Annotated in this window: 11 protein-coding genes and 1 pseudogene; 7 read left to right on the top strand and 5 right to left on the bottom strand. The window is 37.2% G+C overall.

Going from position 1 to position 18,681, the window contains the following annotated elements:
* Positions 1–664: 664 nt before the first annotated feature.
* Positions 665–3,580 carry an excinuclease ABC subunit UvrA gene (gene uvrA, locus ACFIKE_RS02660; protein ID WP_375648338.1) on the bottom strand — a complete coding sequence of 972 codons (2,916 nt, stop codon included), beginning with the start codon at positions 3,578–3,580 and terminating at the stop codon, positions 665–667.
* Positions 3,581–3,913: 333 nt separating this feature from the next.
* Here uvrA and ssb point away from each other — a divergent pair, with 333 nt between their 5' ends.
* From ssb to ACFIKE_RS02635, 5 genes and pseudogenes are all read left to right on the top strand, one after another.
* Positions 3,914–4,420 (top strand): single-stranded DNA-binding protein, encoded by a 507-nt coding sequence (gene ssb / locus ACFIKE_RS02655; protein ID WP_375625993.1) that lies wholly within the window; start codon positions 3,914–3,916, stop codon positions 4,418–4,420.
* Between the two features lie 228 nt (positions 4,421–4,648).
* Positions 4,649–7,432, top strand: coding sequence for a DNA gyrase subunit A (gene gyrA / locus ACFIKE_RS02650; protein WP_375625991.1), 2,784 nt, complete (start codon positions 4,649–4,651; stop codon positions 7,430–7,432).
* A gap of 24 nt (positions 7,433–7,456) precedes the next feature.
* Positions 7,457–7,976, top strand: a pseudogene (coaD, locus tag ACFIKE_RS02645) (pantetheine-phosphate adenylyltransferase).
* Positions 7,966–8,559 (top strand): peptidylprolyl isomerase, encoded by a 594-nt coding sequence (locus ACFIKE_RS02640; RefSeq protein WP_375625989.1) that lies wholly within the window; start codon positions 7,966–7,968, stop codon positions 8,557–8,559. Before coaD ends, ACFIKE_RS02640 begins: the two are co-directional and overlap by 11 nt.
* 18 nt (positions 8,560–8,577) lie before the next feature.
* Positions 8,578–9,090 carry a peptidylprolyl isomerase gene (locus tag ACFIKE_RS02635; RefSeq protein ID WP_375648337.1) on the top strand — a complete coding sequence of 171 codons (513 nt, stop codon included), beginning with the start codon at positions 8,578–8,580 and terminating at the stop codon, positions 9,088–9,090.
* Between the two features lie 305 nt (positions 9,091–9,395).
* On the opposite strand, the gene ACFIKE_RS02630 is transcribed toward ACFIKE_RS02635, so the two are convergent.
* Complete coding sequence (locus ACFIKE_RS02630) at positions 9,396–9,533, bottom strand: hypothetical protein (RefSeq protein ID WP_375625988.1); 138 nt, start codon at positions 9,531–9,533, stop codon at positions 9,396–9,398.
* A gap of 968 nt (positions 9,534–10,501) precedes the next feature.
* Here ACFIKE_RS02630 and tgt point away from each other — a divergent pair.
* Together tgt and ACFIKE_RS02620 are read left to right on the top strand one after the other, a co-directional pair.
* On the top strand, positions 10,502–11,620 hold the full coding sequence (tgt, locus tag ACFIKE_RS02625; RefSeq protein WP_375625986.1) for a tRNA guanosine(34) transglycosylase Tgt: 1,119 nt from the start codon (positions 10,502–10,504) through the stop codon (positions 11,618–11,620).
* 1,237 nt (positions 11,621–12,857) lie between these two features.
* On the top strand, positions 12,858–14,057 hold the full coding sequence (locus ACFIKE_RS02620; RefSeq protein WP_375648336.1) for an MFS transporter: 1,200 nt from the start codon (positions 12,858–12,860) through the stop codon (positions 14,055–14,057).
* Positions 14,058–14,099: 42 nt separating this feature from the next.
* Here the strand turns inward: ACFIKE_RS02620 and ACFIKE_RS02615 are convergent, their stop codons facing one another.
* The 3 genes from ACFIKE_RS02615 to ACFIKE_RS02605 form a co-directional block, all read right to left on the bottom strand.
* Positions 14,100–15,527, bottom strand: a complete 1,428-nt coding sequence (locus ACFIKE_RS02615; protein ID WP_375648335.1) for an MFS transporter — start codon at positions 15,525–15,527, stop codon at positions 14,100–14,102.
* A gap of 119 nt (positions 15,528–15,646) precedes the next feature.
* Positions 15,647–16,861 (bottom strand): NADP-dependent isocitrate dehydrogenase, encoded by a 1,215-nt coding sequence (locus ACFIKE_RS02610; RefSeq protein WP_375626936.1) that lies wholly within the window; start codon positions 16,859–16,861, stop codon positions 15,647–15,649.
* A gap of 893 nt (positions 16,862–17,754) precedes the next feature.
* On the bottom strand, positions 17,755–18,681 hold a 927-nt coding region (locus ACFIKE_RS02605; RefSeq protein ID WP_375648334.1), incomplete at its 5' end, for a tyrosine-type recombinase/integrase.

Here is an 18,681-nt window from a genome sequence, read left to right as displayed (position 1 = left end):
ATAACATGCTTTTTATGAAAGCTTTCGATAACTAAAGGTTTTGCAATATTAGGGAGTAGGGGGATACAAAAATATTGGAAAAGAGTGTGATGATGCCGATCATGCTCCTTCATAAACGTAAAGATGGTTGTGTACAATAGTGGATTTATCATTATAGCATTAGGTACCGTTGTGAAATGGGCTTGAGAGCGTTGAGAAATATTTCTTTAAAACAGATGTGTGATTTGGCAACGCAAATATATTTTGTTTGGAGCGTTTTGTCTCTTCGTGAGGAATGTGATTCCATTAAGGAACGCGATAAACAAAAGCGTGAAGCAATGGGCAATCTTCATTATAAGATACTGCTGCGGATACCTTTGAAAATCGTAAAGATAAATTAAAAGAAGATGTAAAGATAGGAACTTATTTATATCCTAAAACTTCGTATTCTTTCCAAATTGGGCTGTTTGGTCGTTTCAGATATAAACAAAACAGAGAATAAATACGCAATTATGCGTGCGTTCCTATAGGCAATACGAAAATTGAAACAGCTTATAAAGCGCTAAATTGTTTCAGCCTTTGCTTTAAACATGTTGCACCACTGGAATTAGGTGTTGGTGTTTACAAGGTAACAATAGAAGTACAGGCTTTGTTCGTATGATTTATTTTACAATGGAAACCGTTTTTAAGAATTGGAATTATAGAGAGAGGGGCGCAGTAAAACATCTTTTAGAAATTTTCCTGTGTAGGAAGCGGGGACCTTAATGATGTCTTCAGGGCGTCCAATTGCAACGATTTCGCCACCACGATCTCCACCTTCGGGTCCTAAATCAATAATCCAGTCGGCTGTCTTTATAACATCGAGGTTATGTTCAATGACTATAACTGTGTTGCCTTGCTCGACTAGTTCATGCAGCACTTCAAGAAGTTTGGAAATATCGTGAAAATGTAAACCTGTTGTCGGTTCATCCAAAATATAGAGTGTACGTCCCGTTGTTTTACGTGAAAGTTCTTTCGCAAGTTTCACACGTTGTGCTTCCCCACCAGAAAGTGTGGTTGCTTGCTGTCCTACTTTTATGTAACCTAATCCTACTTTAATGAGAGTTTCCATTTTATTATGAATAGCGGGAATAGCTTGGAAAAATTCCTCTGCTTTTTCAATTGTCATATCCAAAATATCGGCTATAGACTGTCCTTTGAATTTTATTTCTAGTGTTTCTCGATTATAGCGTTTTCCTTTACAGACATCGCAAGTAACATAGACATCAGGTAAAAAGTGCATTTCAATTTTTATGACTCCATCACCTTGACATGCTTCGCAACGTCCTCCTTTAACATTAAATGAAAAACGACCAGCTTTGTAACCACGGGCTTTTGATTCTGGAAGATCGGCAAACCACTCACGAATCGGTGTAAAAGCGCCTGTATAGGTTGCGGGATTAGAGCGTGGGGTGCGTCCAATGGGGGACTGGTTGATATCAATGACTTTATCAAGAAATTCTAATCCTTCAATTTTGTCATAGCTGGCAGGGCTGTAATGAGAGCCCATGATATGATGTGATGCTGCTTTGAAAAGTGTTTCAATAAGAAATGTTGATTTTCCTCCTCCAGAAACACCGGTTACACATGTAAAGGTTCCAAGAGGAATATTCGCATTGATATTTTTGAGGTTATTTCCTTTGGCACCGATGACTTTAAGTGTTTTCATTTTTGATATTTTACGTCGTTTGGCAGGTATTTTAACAGCCATTTTTCCTGAAAGGTATTGTCCTGTGAGAGAGGCTGAATTTTCTATAATTTCCTGTGGTGTCCCTTGCGCTATGATTTCTCCGCCATGAACGCCCGCGGCAGGGCCCATATCGACAACATGATCTGCTGTGAGAATAGCGTCTTCATCATGTTCAACGACAATAACTGTATTGCCAAGATTGCGTAAATGGCGCAGCATTTCCAAAAGGCGTTCATTATCGCGTTGGTGTAAACCGATAGATGGTTCATCTAAAATATAAAGAACGCCTGTAAGACCAGAACCAATTTGGGATGCTAACCGAATGCGTTGACTTTCTCCACCTGAAAGCGTTCCTGAAGTTCGAGACAAGGTAAGATATTCCAATCCTACATGATTTAAAAAAGCTAAACGTTCGCGAATTTCTTTTAAAATACGTATAGCGATATTACGTTGTTTTTCTGTGAGATATTGATGAATATTGGCAAACCAATCATCTGCCTTTAGAATAGAAAGATCTGATATTTGCCCAATATGCATTCCGTGGATTTTTACAGCAAGTGCCTCTGGTTTTAAACGATAACCATGACAAGCTGGGCAAGGCGAAGAAGACATATAACGTTCGATTTCTTCTCGAGACCAAGCAGAATCGGTTTCTTTCCAGCGTCTCTCCATATTGGGGATAATTCCTTCAAAAGGTTGGGTTGTTTTATGCGAACCAGAATTATTTTTATAGATAAAAGAGATTTCATCTTTTTTTGTACCGTAGAGAATTGCCTGTTGTGCTTCATTAGAGAGTTCACACCATTGATCTGTGAGTTTGAAACCGTAAGCTTTTCCTAATGCTTCTAAGGTTTGTCTGTAATAAAGTGAATCCGATTTAGCCCAAGGAGCAATGGCTCCATTCTTTAGGGTAAGATTTTTATTTGGCACAATTTTTAGTGGATCCATTGCCTTTTTTATACCTAATCCATCGCAGAGAGGGCAGGCTCCGAAAGGATTATTGAACGAAAAAAGGCGTGGTTCAATTTCAGGAATAGAAAAACCAGATATAGGGCAAGAAAACTTTTCTGAAAAAATGAGCCGTTTGTGTGTATCATTTTTTGATTTATGAGCAGATTCCTTTGTCGTTTCTTTTTGTGCCAAGGGCTGGTCTGCCATTTCAGCTATGGCAAGTCCATTTGCTAATTGTAAACAGGTTTCTATACTATCAGCCAAGCGAGAGGTGATATCTTTTTGTACAACAATGCGGTCTACCACGACATCGATGTCGTGTTTATATTTTTTATCAAGAGGTGGAATATCGGCGATTTCATAGAATTTTCCATCAACTTTAGCGCGTTGAAATCCTCTTTTTAAAAGTTCTGTTAGCTCTTTTTTATATTCGCCCTTTCGTCCTCGCACCAAGGGTGCCATAATAAAAATTCTTGTTCCTTCTGGTAAGGATATAATTTGATCCACCATTTGGCTTACTGTTTGGCTTTCAATAGGAAGTCCTGTCGCAGGAGAATGAGGAATACCAATACGTGCAAAGAGAAGACGCATGTAGTCGTGGATTTCAGTAACGGTACCTACCGTTGAACGAGGGTTGCGACTGGTTGTCTTTTGTTCAATGGAGATAGCTGGAGATAGACCGTCTATGCGGTCGACATCGGGTTTTTGCATGACTTCCAAAAATTGGCGTGCATAGGCTGAAAGGCTTTCGACATAGCGGCGTTGTCCTTCAGCGTAAATTGTATCAAAAGCTAAGGATGATTTTCCTGATCCAGAAAGTCCTGTTATAACAATGAGTTTGTCACGAGGCAGATCGAGATCAATATTTTTAAGGTTATGCTCACGTGCACCGCGAATGGAGATATATTTTTGATAAGTCATATTTTACCCTTGGCATATGTGACAAAAACTGAGCATCTAAAATGGAATAAAACTGTTTTTTTAGAATTACAATGTGTTTAACTGCTTTAATGCTAAAAGAAGGTATAAGTTTTATGAAAAGAGAAATACAAATGAGTAGCTTTTTATTCTCTCGTGGTGGAATAAACTATGCGTCTTTATCATCTTTTGTTATAATTACACGGATACAATATTGGGAAAGGATAGCAATATCCATATTGAAGGTCAATTGCAGACATGTAAATTGAAGGTCAAGATGGTTATAACTATTATAAAACAGAGTATTTTACGAATTAAAATTTTGGAGTTTATGCGATGGCTGGTAGCCTTAATAAAGTTATTTTGATTGGTAACCTTGGTGCGGATCCTGAAATCCGCCGTTTGAATTCTGGTGATCAAGTGGCAAATTTGCGTATTGCTACTTCAGAAAGTTGGCGTGATCGGAATACAAATGAGCGAAAAGAACGCACTGAGTGGCATAGTATTGTTATTTTTAATGAAAACCTTGTCAAAGTTGCAGAGCAATATTTAAAAAAAGGCAGCAAAATTTACATTGAGGGGCAGTTACAGACACGAAAATGGCAAGATCAAAATGGAAATGACCGTTATACAACAGAGGTTGTTTTGCAAAAGTACCGTGGTGAATTACAAATGCTTGATGGGCGGGGAACCGCGGGCGGGGAGCAAGGAGCAAGTCAAGGGGGGAGTTATAGTGGTGGCTTTGCCGATAGTAACTCAAATCAGAGAAATACGTTTGGTCAAAATAATAATCAATTGGGAGAAAGTTTTTCACACAAATTAGATGATGACGTACCTTTTTAAGAGTCTTTAATTGCAGTATCATGATTACTTTATGATTTGTTTGTTTCAGATTTTTGAAGTTTAGCGAAGTGGAAATTGTTGATTATTATTGGTAATTTTAATATAAATTAATAACATATTGAAAAATATTGTTAAATTTCTTTTTTGTCATGGGGGAGAAATTAGCATTTTGGTGTATTTTTCGATATAAATAAAGTGAAATGATTCTTTTTTGAAAGTTTTAAAATTGTGACCGATCTTACTCCACTTCCAGAACGTGATGTGCTAACCGGTATTGAACCAATCAGTATTATTGATGAAATGCAACGCTCCTATCTCGATTATGCGATGAGCGTGATTGTTTCACGTGCACTCCCTGATGTTCGTGATGGTCTTAAGCCTGTTCATCGACGTATCCTTCATGCTATGAATGAGATGGGGCTTTCTTTCAATAAGTCATATCGTAAATCTGCTGGTGTTGTTGGTGAGGTTATGGGGAAATTCCATCCCCATGGTGATGCTTCAATTTATGATGCTTTAGTGCGTATGGCGCAGGACTTTTCTTTAAGAAATCCATTGATTGATGGTCAGGGAAATTTTGGTTCCGTTGATGGTGATCCACCCGCGGCTATGCGCTATACTGAGTGTCGTTTAGAAAAAGTTTCAGAAGAACTTTTAGCTGATATAGATAAAGATACTGTTGATTTTCAGGATAATTACGATGGGCGTGAGCGTGAACCGGTTGTCTTACCAGCGCGTTTTCCCAATCTTTTGGTTAATGGGTCAGGGGGGATTGCTGTGGGAATGGCAACCAATATTCCTCCCCATAATCTTGGTGAAGTCGTTGATGGTTGTATCGCTTTGATTGATAATCCCGATATCACACTCGATAAAATAATTGAAATTATTCCTGGTCCGGATTTTCCTACAGGGGGCATTATCCTCGGACATTCTGGTGTTCGTGCAGCTTATGAAACAGGACGTGGCTCAATCATTATGCGTGCTAAAGTTGAGATCGAAGAAATTCGCAATGGTCGACAAGCAATTATTGTGAATGAGATCCCTTATCAAGTTAATAAGGCAACGATGATTGAGAAAATGGCCGAATTGGTGCGCGATAAACGCATTGAGGGAATCTCTGATTTGCGTGACGAATCTGATCGTGATGGATATCGGGTTGTTATTGAGCTGAAGAAAGATGTCGTTGCGGAAGTTGTTTTAAACCAATTATATCGGTATACGCCGCTACAAACTTCCTTTGGTTGTAATATGGTTGCTTTGAATGGGGGAAAACCCGAACAGATGACGTTGCTTGATATGCTTCGTGCATTTGTTTCTTTTCGGGAAGAAGTTGTCAGTCGGCGAACAAAATATCTTTTGCGTAAAGCGCGTGAGCGAGCACATGTTTTGGTTGGTCTTGCCCTTGCTGTTGCCAATATTGATGAAATTATCGCACTTATTCGCAAAGCTCCTGATCCGCAGACAGCACGTGCACAGTTAATGGAGCGACGCTGGCCAGCAATGGATGTCGCACCTTTGATTAAACTTATTGATGATCCTCGTCATATTATTCATGAGGATGGTACTTATAATCTCTCTGAAGAACAGGCGCGTGCTATTTTAGAATTGCGTTTGCAACGATTGACAGCCCTTGGGCGTGATGAAATCGCTGATGAATTGAATAAAATTGGCGTGGATATCGCTGACTATCTTGATATCTTGGCATCACGCATACGCATTATGTGTATTGTTAAGGATGAGTTGAGCGCTCTTCGTGAGGAATTTGCAACGCCGCGACGTACCGTATTTGGTTTTGGTAGCGCTGAGATGGAGAGTGAAGATCTGATTGCACCAGAGGATATGGTGGTAACGGTGAGCCATAGTGGCTATATTAAACGTGTGCCTCTTAATACCTATCGTGCACAGCGACGTGGTGGTAAGGGGCGTTCTGGTATGTCCACGAAGGATGAGGATTTTGTAACGCGATTGTTTGTTGCCAATACGCATACTCCGGTTCTTTTCTTTTCATCACGTGGAATTGTTTATAAGGAAAAAGTTTGGCGACTGCCGCTGGGGACACCCCAATCGCGTGGGCGGGCTTTGATCAATATGCTTCCTTTACAACCAGGTGAGCGTATTACAACGATTATGCCTTTGCCTGAAGATGAAGCGAGCTGGAGTGCATTGGATGTTATGTTTGCGACAACACGTGGAACTGTGCGTCGTAATAAATTATCAGATTTCGTTCAAGTTAATCGTAATGGTAAAATTGCAATGAAACTTGATGAAGAAGATGAAATTCTTTCTGTTGAAACCTGTACAGAACATGATGATGTTGTTCTAACAACAGCCAATGGACAATGTATCCGTTTTCCAGTTGTTGATGTTCGTGTCTTTGCTGGGCGTAATTCTGTGGGAGTTCGTGGTATCAATTTAGCTAAAGGCGATAAAGTCATTTCGATGACAATTTTAGAGCATGTCGAGGCGACGTCCATTGAGCGTTCTGCTTATATTAAACGTGTAATGAATGAACGGCGTGCTTCTGGTGCAGATGCTGATGTTGAAGATATTGTAACTCTTGATGAGGAAGATGGGGGTGCTGAAACAGAGTTAACAGATGAACGTTATGCAGAACTTCATGCACGTGAACAAATGCTTTTGACGGTGAGTGAGTTTGGTTATGGTAAACGCTCTTCATCCTATGAGTTCCGGATTTCCGGACGTGGCGGAAAAGGGATTCGTGCAACAGATCCATCTAAAACAGCTGAAATTGGTAAATTAGTAGCGGCTTTTCCGGTGAAGGCGCAAGATCAAATTATGTTGGTATCAGATGGGGGACAGCTTATTCGTGTTCCTGTTGAGGGAATTCGTACTGCTGGGCGCTCAACTAAGGGAGTCACAATTTTTAATACAGCCAAAGGTGAAAGGGTCGTATCGGTTGAACGTATTTCTGAACCTGAAGATGATACGAGTTCATTAGATGATGAAGGTGAGAAGCATTCTGATACAGTTGATATGAGCGAAGAAAAATAATTTTCAAGAGGATGAAGTAAAATCATGAAAATTGCTCTTTATGCAGGTTCTTTTGATCCTCTTACAAATGGTCATCTTGATGTTTTGAAAGGATGTTTTGTGTTAGCTGATAAGGTAGTCGTCGCTATAGGGATACAGGCTGACAAAAAAACACTCTTTAGCTTCGAAGAGCGTGTTGATTTCATTACGCAGGTAGGGAAAGATTTGTTTGGCGCGGATTCTAACCGATTGCAGGTTCTTTCATTTAGCAACCTTCTAATTGAGAAGGCGCGTGAAGTTGGTGCTTCATTTCTCATTCGTGGATTGCGTGATGGTACTGATCTTGATTATGAAATGCAAATGGCAGGGATGAATGGCGTTATGGCTCCTGAATTGCAAACTGTTTTTTTGCCGGCAAGCGTTTCTGGGCGTGCGATAACTTCTACATTGGTACGCCAAATTGCCTCCATGGGAGGTGATGTGACACCATTTGTACCGCCCAATATTGCACGAGCTTTGAGCTCGAAATTCCAATCTTTTAGGGGAGAATAATTGTGTCTCGTAGAATTTTTGCTGTTTTGATATGTGTGTTTTGTTTTTTTTCATTGTCCGCTGTCGCCGGTAATTCTAGCCCAGCAAGTGATGCAAGCCTTCTTGTTTTATCTCTCAAAGATGGTGATGTCATTATTCGTCTGCGTCCTGATTTGGCGCCAAAACATGTTGCGCAAATTAAAAGATTAACAGAGGAGGGGGCCTATAATAATGTTGTATTTCATCGTGTTATTCCTAATTTCATGGCACAAACTGGTGATGTAAAGTTTGGAAAAAAAGGCAGTAGAGATTTTGATTTGAAACGCGTTGGTATGGGTGGCTCAAATTATCCCAATATACCGGCAGAGTTTTCAAAGCAGCCGTTTAAGCGTGGTACTGTTGGGATGGCACGGTCACAAGATCCGGATTCCGCGAATTCTCAATTCTTCATTTGTTTTGATGATGCTGCTTTTTTAAATGGTCAGTATACGGTTGTTGGAGAGGTTATAAAGGGGATGGATATTGTTGATAAAATAAAAAAAGGTACGACAAGTAATAATGGATCTGTAAAAAATCCTGATGTTATTAATGCTGCTACTTTACAAGTTGAGAAATGAATCAAAGGAGCTTTCCATATGGTTGAGAATAAAAATCCAGAGAATACTTTAATTCTTGAAACAACAAAGGGCAGAGTTGTTATTGAGCTTTTGGCTGATTTAGCGCCAAAACATGTTGCACGTATTAAAGAATTGGTACGTGAAGGTGCTTATGATAATGTTATTTTCCATCGCGTTATTGATGGTTTTATGGCGCAAACTGGCGATGTCCAATTTGGAAAGAAGGATAGTGAAAAATTCAATTTATCCCGTGCGGGTATGGGGGGGGCAGAAAAACCAAATTTAACAGCAGAGTTTTCAAATCTTTCTCATAAGCGTGGTACAGTTTCTATGGCACGTAGTCAGAATCCAAATTCTGCTAATTCTCAGTTTTTTATTTGTTTTGCAGATGCTCCGTGGCTTGATCGTCAATATTCCATATGGGGACAGGTTGTTGAAGGTATGGAAAATGTTGATAAAATTAAACGTGGTGAACCTGTTGCAGATCCAGATTCAATTACCAAAGCCGTTATTGCTGCGGATGCAAAATAGTATAAATTATACTGATTTCAATTGTCAGTTTCTAAGAAAAAATACTCTTTTCTGATCAATAAAGGCACACAAAACTCTTTTGTAGTATCACACTTACCTTTTATAATTTCGAGCTAAGAATTGTCCATATATTTCCTTCAATCGGATCTTCTTGAAGAATATAACGCAAAGGATTTGTACAAACACTTGTCAGAATAGGAAAACGCAAAGTCTGTTGTGTTATGGTTGTTGTTTGGAAAAGTATTTTATAAAAAATTCGGCATTTCTCTTCAATTCATTGTTGGTCTATTAATGGTTTTATGATGTTACTTTTCTGAGAGAGCGTGTGCTTTTGTTGCTGCTTGTAAATCAACATCCAATCCTAATGCAGCAGCACACATATTAATACGGATAAGAGCCTTACTAGCTGCTCCAGTTTTCCTAGCAAGGTGGAAAACCAGCATTTATGTATATCTCATTGGTGTCATCTTTAAAACAAGAAGACAGTTTAATCTTAGAAGAATGTGAAGGCGCAGAGGTGAAACAAATGGCTAGTCTTGCCATATTCTTTTTAATTCAGCTTTACTTTTTTAAAAAGTATCTAAAGCGATATCATTTAAATAATGAAGGTTATGCATAGCCTTACGCTTTTATTTTTCTCGTTTTTTAATAGAGGAACGCTCCAAACGGAATATACTTATGTTGCACATTTATGTATTTTTTTAAGAAGAATTTCTCAGTATATATCAACATTCACTTCCACGATGATATTCATGGCATGTATAGTTTTAAAGCTTGTGAAGGAGCAAACGGGTACCATCATACGCTTTTTCAGCCTCTAATGTTACGATAGAGCTTTTGGTATTTGAGAATCTTTACAAAAAGCATTTTTAGTTTTTTTAAGTGTTTTTACACGTTAATTTCTTTTGTGAATTATCTCAAGTGCCAAGAGCTATCTCAATATTGTAAGGGGATAAATGATTATGCTCATTTGCGCTTTTATTAAGCGTGGGGATCGCCGTGCTCAGCAGATGAAAAATTTTTATCTGTAAAAGTAAAGAATATTGTAAGCTGTACAATGCGTTCAGAATTTTCTTCTATGCGTACAAAGTTATTGCTTATGGAAGTATGTGAAGATGAGATTATTGTGATAATAATTTTGCAGTTCTATTAAGGCTTTAGTGCATTAATCGTAGGTATTTTGAGGTATGATATTATAAGGATTTTGCTATTTTTTTGGAGCTAGATTATCACTTTTATTATGGTGATTTCTTAACAAGAAATGTTCTTTTATCTCGTTTAATTTTTTATGCTGGTTACAATATTGAGCGAATCAAAAATTAATTCATAAAGCTTATGACAATGCTCGTAAGGGGATATCTTTTTTCTTTCTATAGAGATATGCATTGATGGAATCAAAAAGACGAGAGTTATGATAAAGACATTTCATTATAGAAAAATTGCTCAAGATGGGTATGCACGTCGAGGCGAAATTATAACGGGGCGAGGATGTGTTCGTACACCCGCATTTATGCCTGTTGGGACGGCAGGAACCGTTAAGGCTATGTATATGGATCAAATACGTGATCTTGGTGCAGATATCATTTTGGGGAATACTTATCATTTAATGTTACGTCCAGGAGCTGAACGTGTTGCGCGTTTGGGAGGATTACATGAATTTTCACGCTGGAGCGGACCTATTTTAACCGATTCTGGTGGCTTTCAGGTTATGTCATTGGCGGGAATCCGTAAAATTACTGAACAAGGTGTGATTTTTCGCTCTTACATTAATGGAGCTTACTATGAAATGAGTCCAGAGCGTTCTATCGAAATTCAAGAACTTCTTGGTGCGGATATCCAGATGCAGTTGGATCAATGTATTGCATTACCTGCAACTGAAAAAGAAATGGAAGAAGCTATGGAACTTTCATTGCGGTGGGCGCAGCGTTGTAAAACAGCTTTTGGAGATCAGCCAGATAAAGCATTGTTTGGGATTGTTCAAGGTGGTGATAATATGAAACTGCGTGAACGTTCTGCTCAAGCATTAAAAGAAATGGATTTAAAAGGTTACGCTATTGGAGGGCTTGCTGTTGGTGAGCCGCAGAGTGTTATGACAGCAGTATTGGATACTACTTGTCCGATTTTACCAGAGGATAAACCACGCTATCTTATGGGAGTAGGGACACCTGATGATATTTTACAAAGTGTTGCTCGTGGTGTTGATATGTTTGATTGTGTTATGCCGACGCGTGCAGGACGTCATGGTTTAGCTTTTACCCGCTTTGGTAGAATTAATTTGCGTAATGCGCGTTATGCAGAAGATCCACATCCTCTTGATCCGCAGTCACTTTGTCCAGCAGCACATGATTATAGTTGTGCTTATTTGCATCATTTGATCAAATCTGGTGAATCTCTTGGGGGTATGTTGTTGAGTTGGAATAATCTTTTTTATTATCAACAACTGATGCAGGGAATTCGTGATGCCATTGAAGAAGGCTGTTATGCTGATTTTTGCGCTGAAACGCGCGCTCTATGGGCACAAGGACGCTAAAATATTAATTGTAATATAGCGTTTCATTTTTTTATTGAATTTATTCTTGCACTTACAAATTTAGCTAAAAATATGAAATTAGAAAACACCTTCAAAAATTATAAATTCCACTATCCTAAGATATAGAAGTGCGGTTTTATAGGGCATATATTCTTTTTCTAATTACTATATAAAACAGAAACTGTTACTCCGGTACGCGCTACCTGATCCGGAGAAAAACAGTTTATTTCTGTTTCTGATGACTGTTTAAAGCAACAATGTTAATGAGGCGTTAGCGAACTCTTAAAGAAGTATGAAAATTGTATTTTTATGAGCTAATTTGTGTTTTTTATTACTAAAGGTAAAGAATGGGTTATATACAACCGAATAGATAAATCTTTAGAAAATTAAAATAAAAATAAAATAAGATTACAACATTTTAAATATTATAATTATATATTTTAAGTTTTTATTATTTTTATATCTTAATAATAAGTATTCTTTATAAGATAATTATATATTTTAAGTCATAAAAAATTTAAATATTAATCACGATAATTAGCACATTTATAAAATATCGATAAATATATTGAGATAAAAATTATTATATTTGTTTTCTGCTCTGTTTATAGAATTTATCTGAAAATAAGCATAGTATATTTAATTGAATATTTTAATTTAAAGATAATGAGTTAGATATCTGATGCGATTCCTCTGTTAGAGGAGGGAGAGGTAAAGATGCCTAAAAGAGGATATTTAATAAATCTAGAAACCAAGCACTATTCTCATGAGAGTTTTTAAAAGATTCTATAATAATTTATAAGAATGGCGTAAAGTTGAAATTATAGCTTATCAATTTGGAGGATCTGCATTTAGATAACAAAAATAATGCAACAATAATTTTGGGAGAAGTTTTATCTTTGTATCAAGATAATGATGAGATGTGGTTCACTTGTTTGAAGTGCATTATTCGACAAATTTTAGAATTATTTATAGGGTATAGTATATCGTCGCAAAATAAAGGTTTCACTGTAAAATCGGAACTGATAAAAATAGGAGACAAAGTTTATTATCTGGCAGATTTGAGAAAAATAGGTGAATACGTCTATAACCTTGAGGGTTTCAAAGGTTTTTCATTAAAGAATCTTACCTAAAACTTCATTGGGGACTATTGGGTATGCGTATAACAATGTTTTGAATTTTTGTTTGTGTGTATTACAGATATCTACAGTTAAAACTCCTATCCAGAAGTGATGATATGAGGGATTCTTATAAACAAAAGGTTCTTGCATTGGAAATTGATTCGAGAATACGGCGTTTAATAATTTTAGCCCTTGCCGTGGGGAGTTTTGCTATTGGTACTGCAGAGTTTGTTGCAATGGGGCTACTGCCAGAGATGGCACGAAGTTCATATGTTGATATTCCTACCGCTGGTCAATATATTTCTGCTTATGCATTAGGAGTTGTAATTGGATCACCTCTTTTAGCTGTGGCAACAGCTCATGTATCACGCAAAACTGTTTTGATAGGATTGATGTTTTTTTATGCTTTAGCAAATATCGCTAGTGCCTTTGTTTCTGATTTTAGCATATTAGTAGTATTACGCTTTCTCAGTGGACTTCCCCATGGAATCTATTTTGGACTTGCGGCTATGGTTGCCTCTTCAATGGTAGAAATGAAAGAACGTTCTAAAGCTGTTGGATATGTTATGCTTGGCTTAACAATTGCAACCGTTTTGGGAGCACCCAGTGCTACTTGGATTGGTCAACTTATTGGTTGGCAGATTGCTTTTGTCCTTGTGGGTATGATTGCTTTATTATGTTGTTTGCTTATTTGGAATTTTTTGCCTTGTGATTTAAGTTTTCCAAAAACGAATCCTTTGCACGAAATGGGTGCATTAAAGCAAAAGCAGGTATGGCTTCTTTTGTTAATGGTTTCGGTGGGAGCGTCAGGATTATTTTCTGTTTTCACTTATATCAAGTCAACATTAATGCATATTTCTGGTGTTTCACTTGAGTGGGTACCATTTATCATGCCGTTAGTTGGATTGGGAATGGTGGTAGGAAATCTCTTGGGGCCTAAATTAGCTGTTAAAATTGGTATTTCGCCGATGATATTTTTTTCTATGCTTTGGAGCGTATTTGTTTTTTTTCTTTTTTTCTTTTTGTCCTATGCTCCGTTAACAGCGGCAATAGGATGCTTTTTTGCTGGGACTTCTTTTGCTTCTATGCCTTCTATACAAACAAAAATTATGGATGTTGCACTACAGGGACAGATTTTGGCAGGAGCATTAATGCAGTCTGCTTTTAATATTGCTAATGCTCTTGGTGCAGAATCTGGAGCATTAGTTTTAAAATTGGGCTATAGTTATGAATATACAGCTATTTTAGGAAGTGTTCTAACTTTGTGTGGACTAGTGATTTTTTGCGTCTCATGGTATATGGAAAAGCATGCTTAATACTTTTGATTTTTTTAATGAAGAAGGTATTTTTATGTTTATTTAATTATTGGAATGTCCTGTTGGACTTTTTAATATGCAGTAAGAAATGCGCAGCGCTAATGGAATAGCAAAACAAAATAAAAAACCAATGAGCACTATAAGAAGAGTTTTTGCTGCTAAGATCATTCCTATTGTTCCTCCAGGATTAAAGAGACCGGAAAGATTGGTGATAACTCCGGCTAGAGTTGCACTCAATGCAGCTGAAAATAGTTGTACGGAGGTAAGGGATTCACTGGCACGTAGAGCATCTTCATCATTTGTACATTGTAAGATCCGTGTGAGCAAATGTGGCCATGCTATGCCCGCACTGATTCCAATAGAAAATAGTGCTAAGCAAATAGTAAAAATATATTCAAGTGTGGAAGCTTCTGTTGGGATGAGCCATAAAAGAATTGCTATGCCTAACAGTTTTAATAGGGGTGAGTATATAATGATGTTGCGAATTTTTTTTGTGGAGACAGCAGCACTTGAGAGGGCTCCACACGTCCACCCTAGGCTCATAAGTGCTGCTATATAACCGGCTATAAGGGGAGCTTGTCCATGAAGTTCTTGAAGAAAAAGTGGTAAATAAAGTTCTATACTGTACACGACTGTTGTCATCACGAGTATTAATGCGTAAACGGGAAAAATTTCAGAAGAGAAAGAAAAGGATTTGCGCGGCAACATAGGATGAAAGCTATATGATTCGATTTTTGCTAGAACAAAGAGAAGACTAAGTCCGATAACTAATCCGCAAATTTTTGCCATTGTTGTGTCCATAGCTCCTCCAACAGAAATGATAAAAATCAATAAGGTGAGTATGAAAAGCTGAAGAAGAGGGAGGGGGGATGTTGGAACATAGTTTTCATTCTTTTTAGGTAAAATTTTACAGGCTATGAGTAAGAAGAATATAGCTAATGCGCCAATGATCCAAAAGGATGCTCTCCATAGGCCATAATATACAGAAATTCCTCCTATCGCTGGACCTAATAAGGTTGATATTCCCCACATTCCAGAGATAACACTTAATGCATGTGACCATAAAGAGGGGCTGAAAATAATACGTACCATGGAATAGGATAGAGATAACAAAGAACCACTTCCCAATCCTTGAATAAAGCGTCCTATTAAAAATAATGACATAGATGAAGAAATGCTGCACAGGAAAGTGCCTAAGGTAAATATAAGTCCAGAGATAACATAAGCGTTGCGAGGACCTAATTTTCCTAATATTTTTGTTGCAAGTGAAGTACCAAGGAGTGAAGCTGTAATAAAGACAGTTGCCACCCAAGAATAATATATCTCATTGCCAATATGATTCATAAGGGAGGGTAAAATAGTAATAACAATATAAACGTTGGTTGCGTGTAATACAACACCACCTGTAAACGTTAAAAAGCAAAGACCGTTTTTACCTAATAAAAGCGCAGACCAACTTTGTTTTTTCACTGTTTTTTTGCTATTTAATAAAAGTTTATCCTCTTTTTACTTATAAGGTACTTCTTTGAATTTGCCAAGAGAAATTCAAAGCTCTGTTTAGAGCTTTGAATTTTAATTTAAGTAATAACTTAATTGCCCATTGCTTTTTTGAGATTCTCATCAATTTTTTCGAGGAAACCTGTCGTAGAAAGCCATTTTTGTTTAGGACCAATCAAAAGTGCGAGATCTTTAGTCATAAAACCCTCTTCGACGGTTTTAATACAAACTTCTTCCAATGTCGTGGAAAAGTTTTTTAATTTCTCATTGTTATCTAGTTTAGCACGGTGTGCCAGCCCACGCGTCCATGCGAAAATAGATGCAATAGAATTTGTTGATGTTTCTTCACCTCTTTGATGCTGACGGTAATGGCGTGTTACGGTGCCGTGTGCTGCCTCTGCTTCAACAATTTTACCATCTGGTGTCATAAGAACAGAAGTCATGAGACCAAGAGAACCAAAGCCTTGGGCAACAATATCAGATTGAACATCACCATCATAGTTTTTACATGCCCATACATAGCCCCCTGACCACTTTAATGCAGAAGCAACCATATCATCAATAAGACGGTGTTCGTAATATAATTTACGGTTTTCAAATTCAGTTTTAAATTCCGTATCAAATATTTCTTGAAAGATATCTTTAAAACGACCATCGTAAGTTTTTAGAATGGTATTTTTTGTTGAAAGATAAACTGGAACATTCCTTTGTAGTCCATAATTAAAGGATGCGCGGGCAAAATCACGAATTGACTCATCAAGGTTATACATAGCCATAGCAACCCCTGCGCTTGGGGCATCAAAAACATCATGTTCAATAACTTGATTGTCGTCACCTACAAATTTAATACTTAATTTCCCTTTTCCTGGAAATTTAAAATCTGTTGCCTTGTATTGATCAGCAAAAGCGTGACGTCCGATGATAATTGGCTTTGTCCAGTTAGGAACAATGCGAGGGACGTTTTTACAGATAATGGGTTCGCGAAAAATGACTCCTCCTAAAATATTGCGGATTGTGCCATTAGGTGATTTCCACATTTTTTTTAGGTTAAATTCTTTAACGCGTGCCTCATCAGGTGTGATGGTTGCACATTTTATACCAACCCCATATTTTTTGATAGCATTGGCAGAATCGATTGTTACCTGATCATTGGTTGCATCACGATTTTCGACGGAAAGATCATAATATTTGAGATCAATGTCGAGATAGGGATGGATTAATTTATCTTTGATATATTTCCAGATGATACGGGTCATCTCATCCCCATCAAGTTCAACAACGGGGTTTTCTACTTTGATCTTTACCATTAGAAGTCCTTTTTTTTAAGCGATACTACTTTATAGCACTTTCAAGTTTATAATGAAAAGTAAAAACAAGGGAAAAAAGCATTCAAATATGAGCTTTTAGAATATATTATCAATAGAGTGTAAAGTTTTTTTGGAGGGTTTAATTTTTGAAAAGAAGTGATGTGTTTACAAATCTATAATTATTCTATGATCGATGAAGAATCTGTTTACTAGATAAGGTAGTTAGATCACTGGGGAAGAGGGATTATGCATTTTTATTTATCAGAGATTCTATTTAATAAGTTGATCGTATTCTAAATTATAGTTTCTTGATTTGTTGTGTTAGGTGAATAAGAATCTATTTTTATATCGTATTTCAATTCTAAGATTACGGTCTGTTTGTTTATAGAAAAATTTAATGTGATACAAAGGCACTGTAATTAGAAATGCTTCATACAAAATGCGTTTTGGGGTAAATTTCAGTTTTGAAGGTTGGAAGAAACGTATAAATGATGTGGCTGGTTTTAATTTAAAAATTAACGGCATACGCAAGAATATGGTTTATAAACTTACCGTATCATGAGCTAGAACCCTCTAGTTTTTATATTTTATCGATTTTTATTGTTATCAACTGTGCGCAGTAAAGCACTACTATCGAAATGCAACAAAGAAATTAATCATCTAATGATTCTCGTATCTTTTTTACGAAGAGATCCCTTTAAAAATCTTATTCCTCGTTTTTATTTATACATTCCTCGTTTTTAAAAATACAAATAAAATGAATGTATTAAACATAGAAAAAAGGATTATGGTACGCCCAAGGGGCGGGTATAGAGTAAATAAAATCAAAGAATTATATAGAATATAAGGGAATTAATGAATTTTGATTCTATTACGTTTTTTTGTCTCTGCCCCTAACTTTTTTGGAGCTTTTTTATAGCTTCAAGAGCTAGTCTTTTACGATCTGCACTCTTTGTATAAAGGGATGCCATCTGATCTTCTGTCCAGCCAAAAATTGCTTTGAGTTGTGATACTGTTGCACCAGAGTTAGCTGCGCGTGTTGCTGCTAATTTTCTTAATCCATGCGCCGATTTTTTAATTCCAGCCGCATTACAAGCGTCTCTAAATCCATTCCCAAAGCTTTCTTTGGTGAATTTTTGATTCACTTTACTACAGATAAATGTTTCTTCTCCAATAGGACCAGTTTCAAGCGTTTTAGCTAATTCCGGTAAAATGGGAAGAAAAACATCTGTTTGGAATTTACTTTTCTCTGTTTTGAGATGAATAATATTATCTTTGACATCTTTCCAGCCAATGCGTACCGCATCACCACGACGCAAGCCCGTATACAAAAGGACATCAATCCAAACGCGTTCATGGGTACCATGGGACCATCTTTGATAATATTTCTCAACATCTTCTTCTGTCCAAACAGGAAATCCCTCTTTGTTTTTGAGGGGGGGTCTTTTTATTCCTAAAGCTGGATTATTTTCCAAAAGACCTTGATCAATCGCCCAATTAAAAAGTCCATTAAGGGCTTTCAGAAAATTTCTAGCCATTGCTGGTGTTTCTTTACGCCGTTCAACACCGGCTATGATATGTTTCTTTTCAATTGCTTGGTATGGAATGTTTCCTATGGTATCACATACCTTCATAAGGATGAGTTCTTTTTGTTTTTGGGTGACTTTAGAAAGGCTATGCCAATTGGAGCTGTTAAAGTATTGTTTAAGTAGCCATGCAAATGACCCTTCAACAAGTTTACCAGTTTTTGATTTAGGAAGTATAAGCCCTTGTAACTCGGCAAGTGCGCTTTTGTAGTTATCAACAAACTCTTGCGTTCC

Origin of the sequence: Bartonella sp. MU70NMGDW (assembly GCF_042194085.1) — a bacterium.
Taxonomy (GTDB): Bacteria; Pseudomonadota; Alphaproteobacteria; order Rhizobiales; family Rhizobiaceae; genus Bartonella; species Bartonella grahamii.
This window is presented reverse-complemented; position numbering and strand designations above follow the sequence as displayed.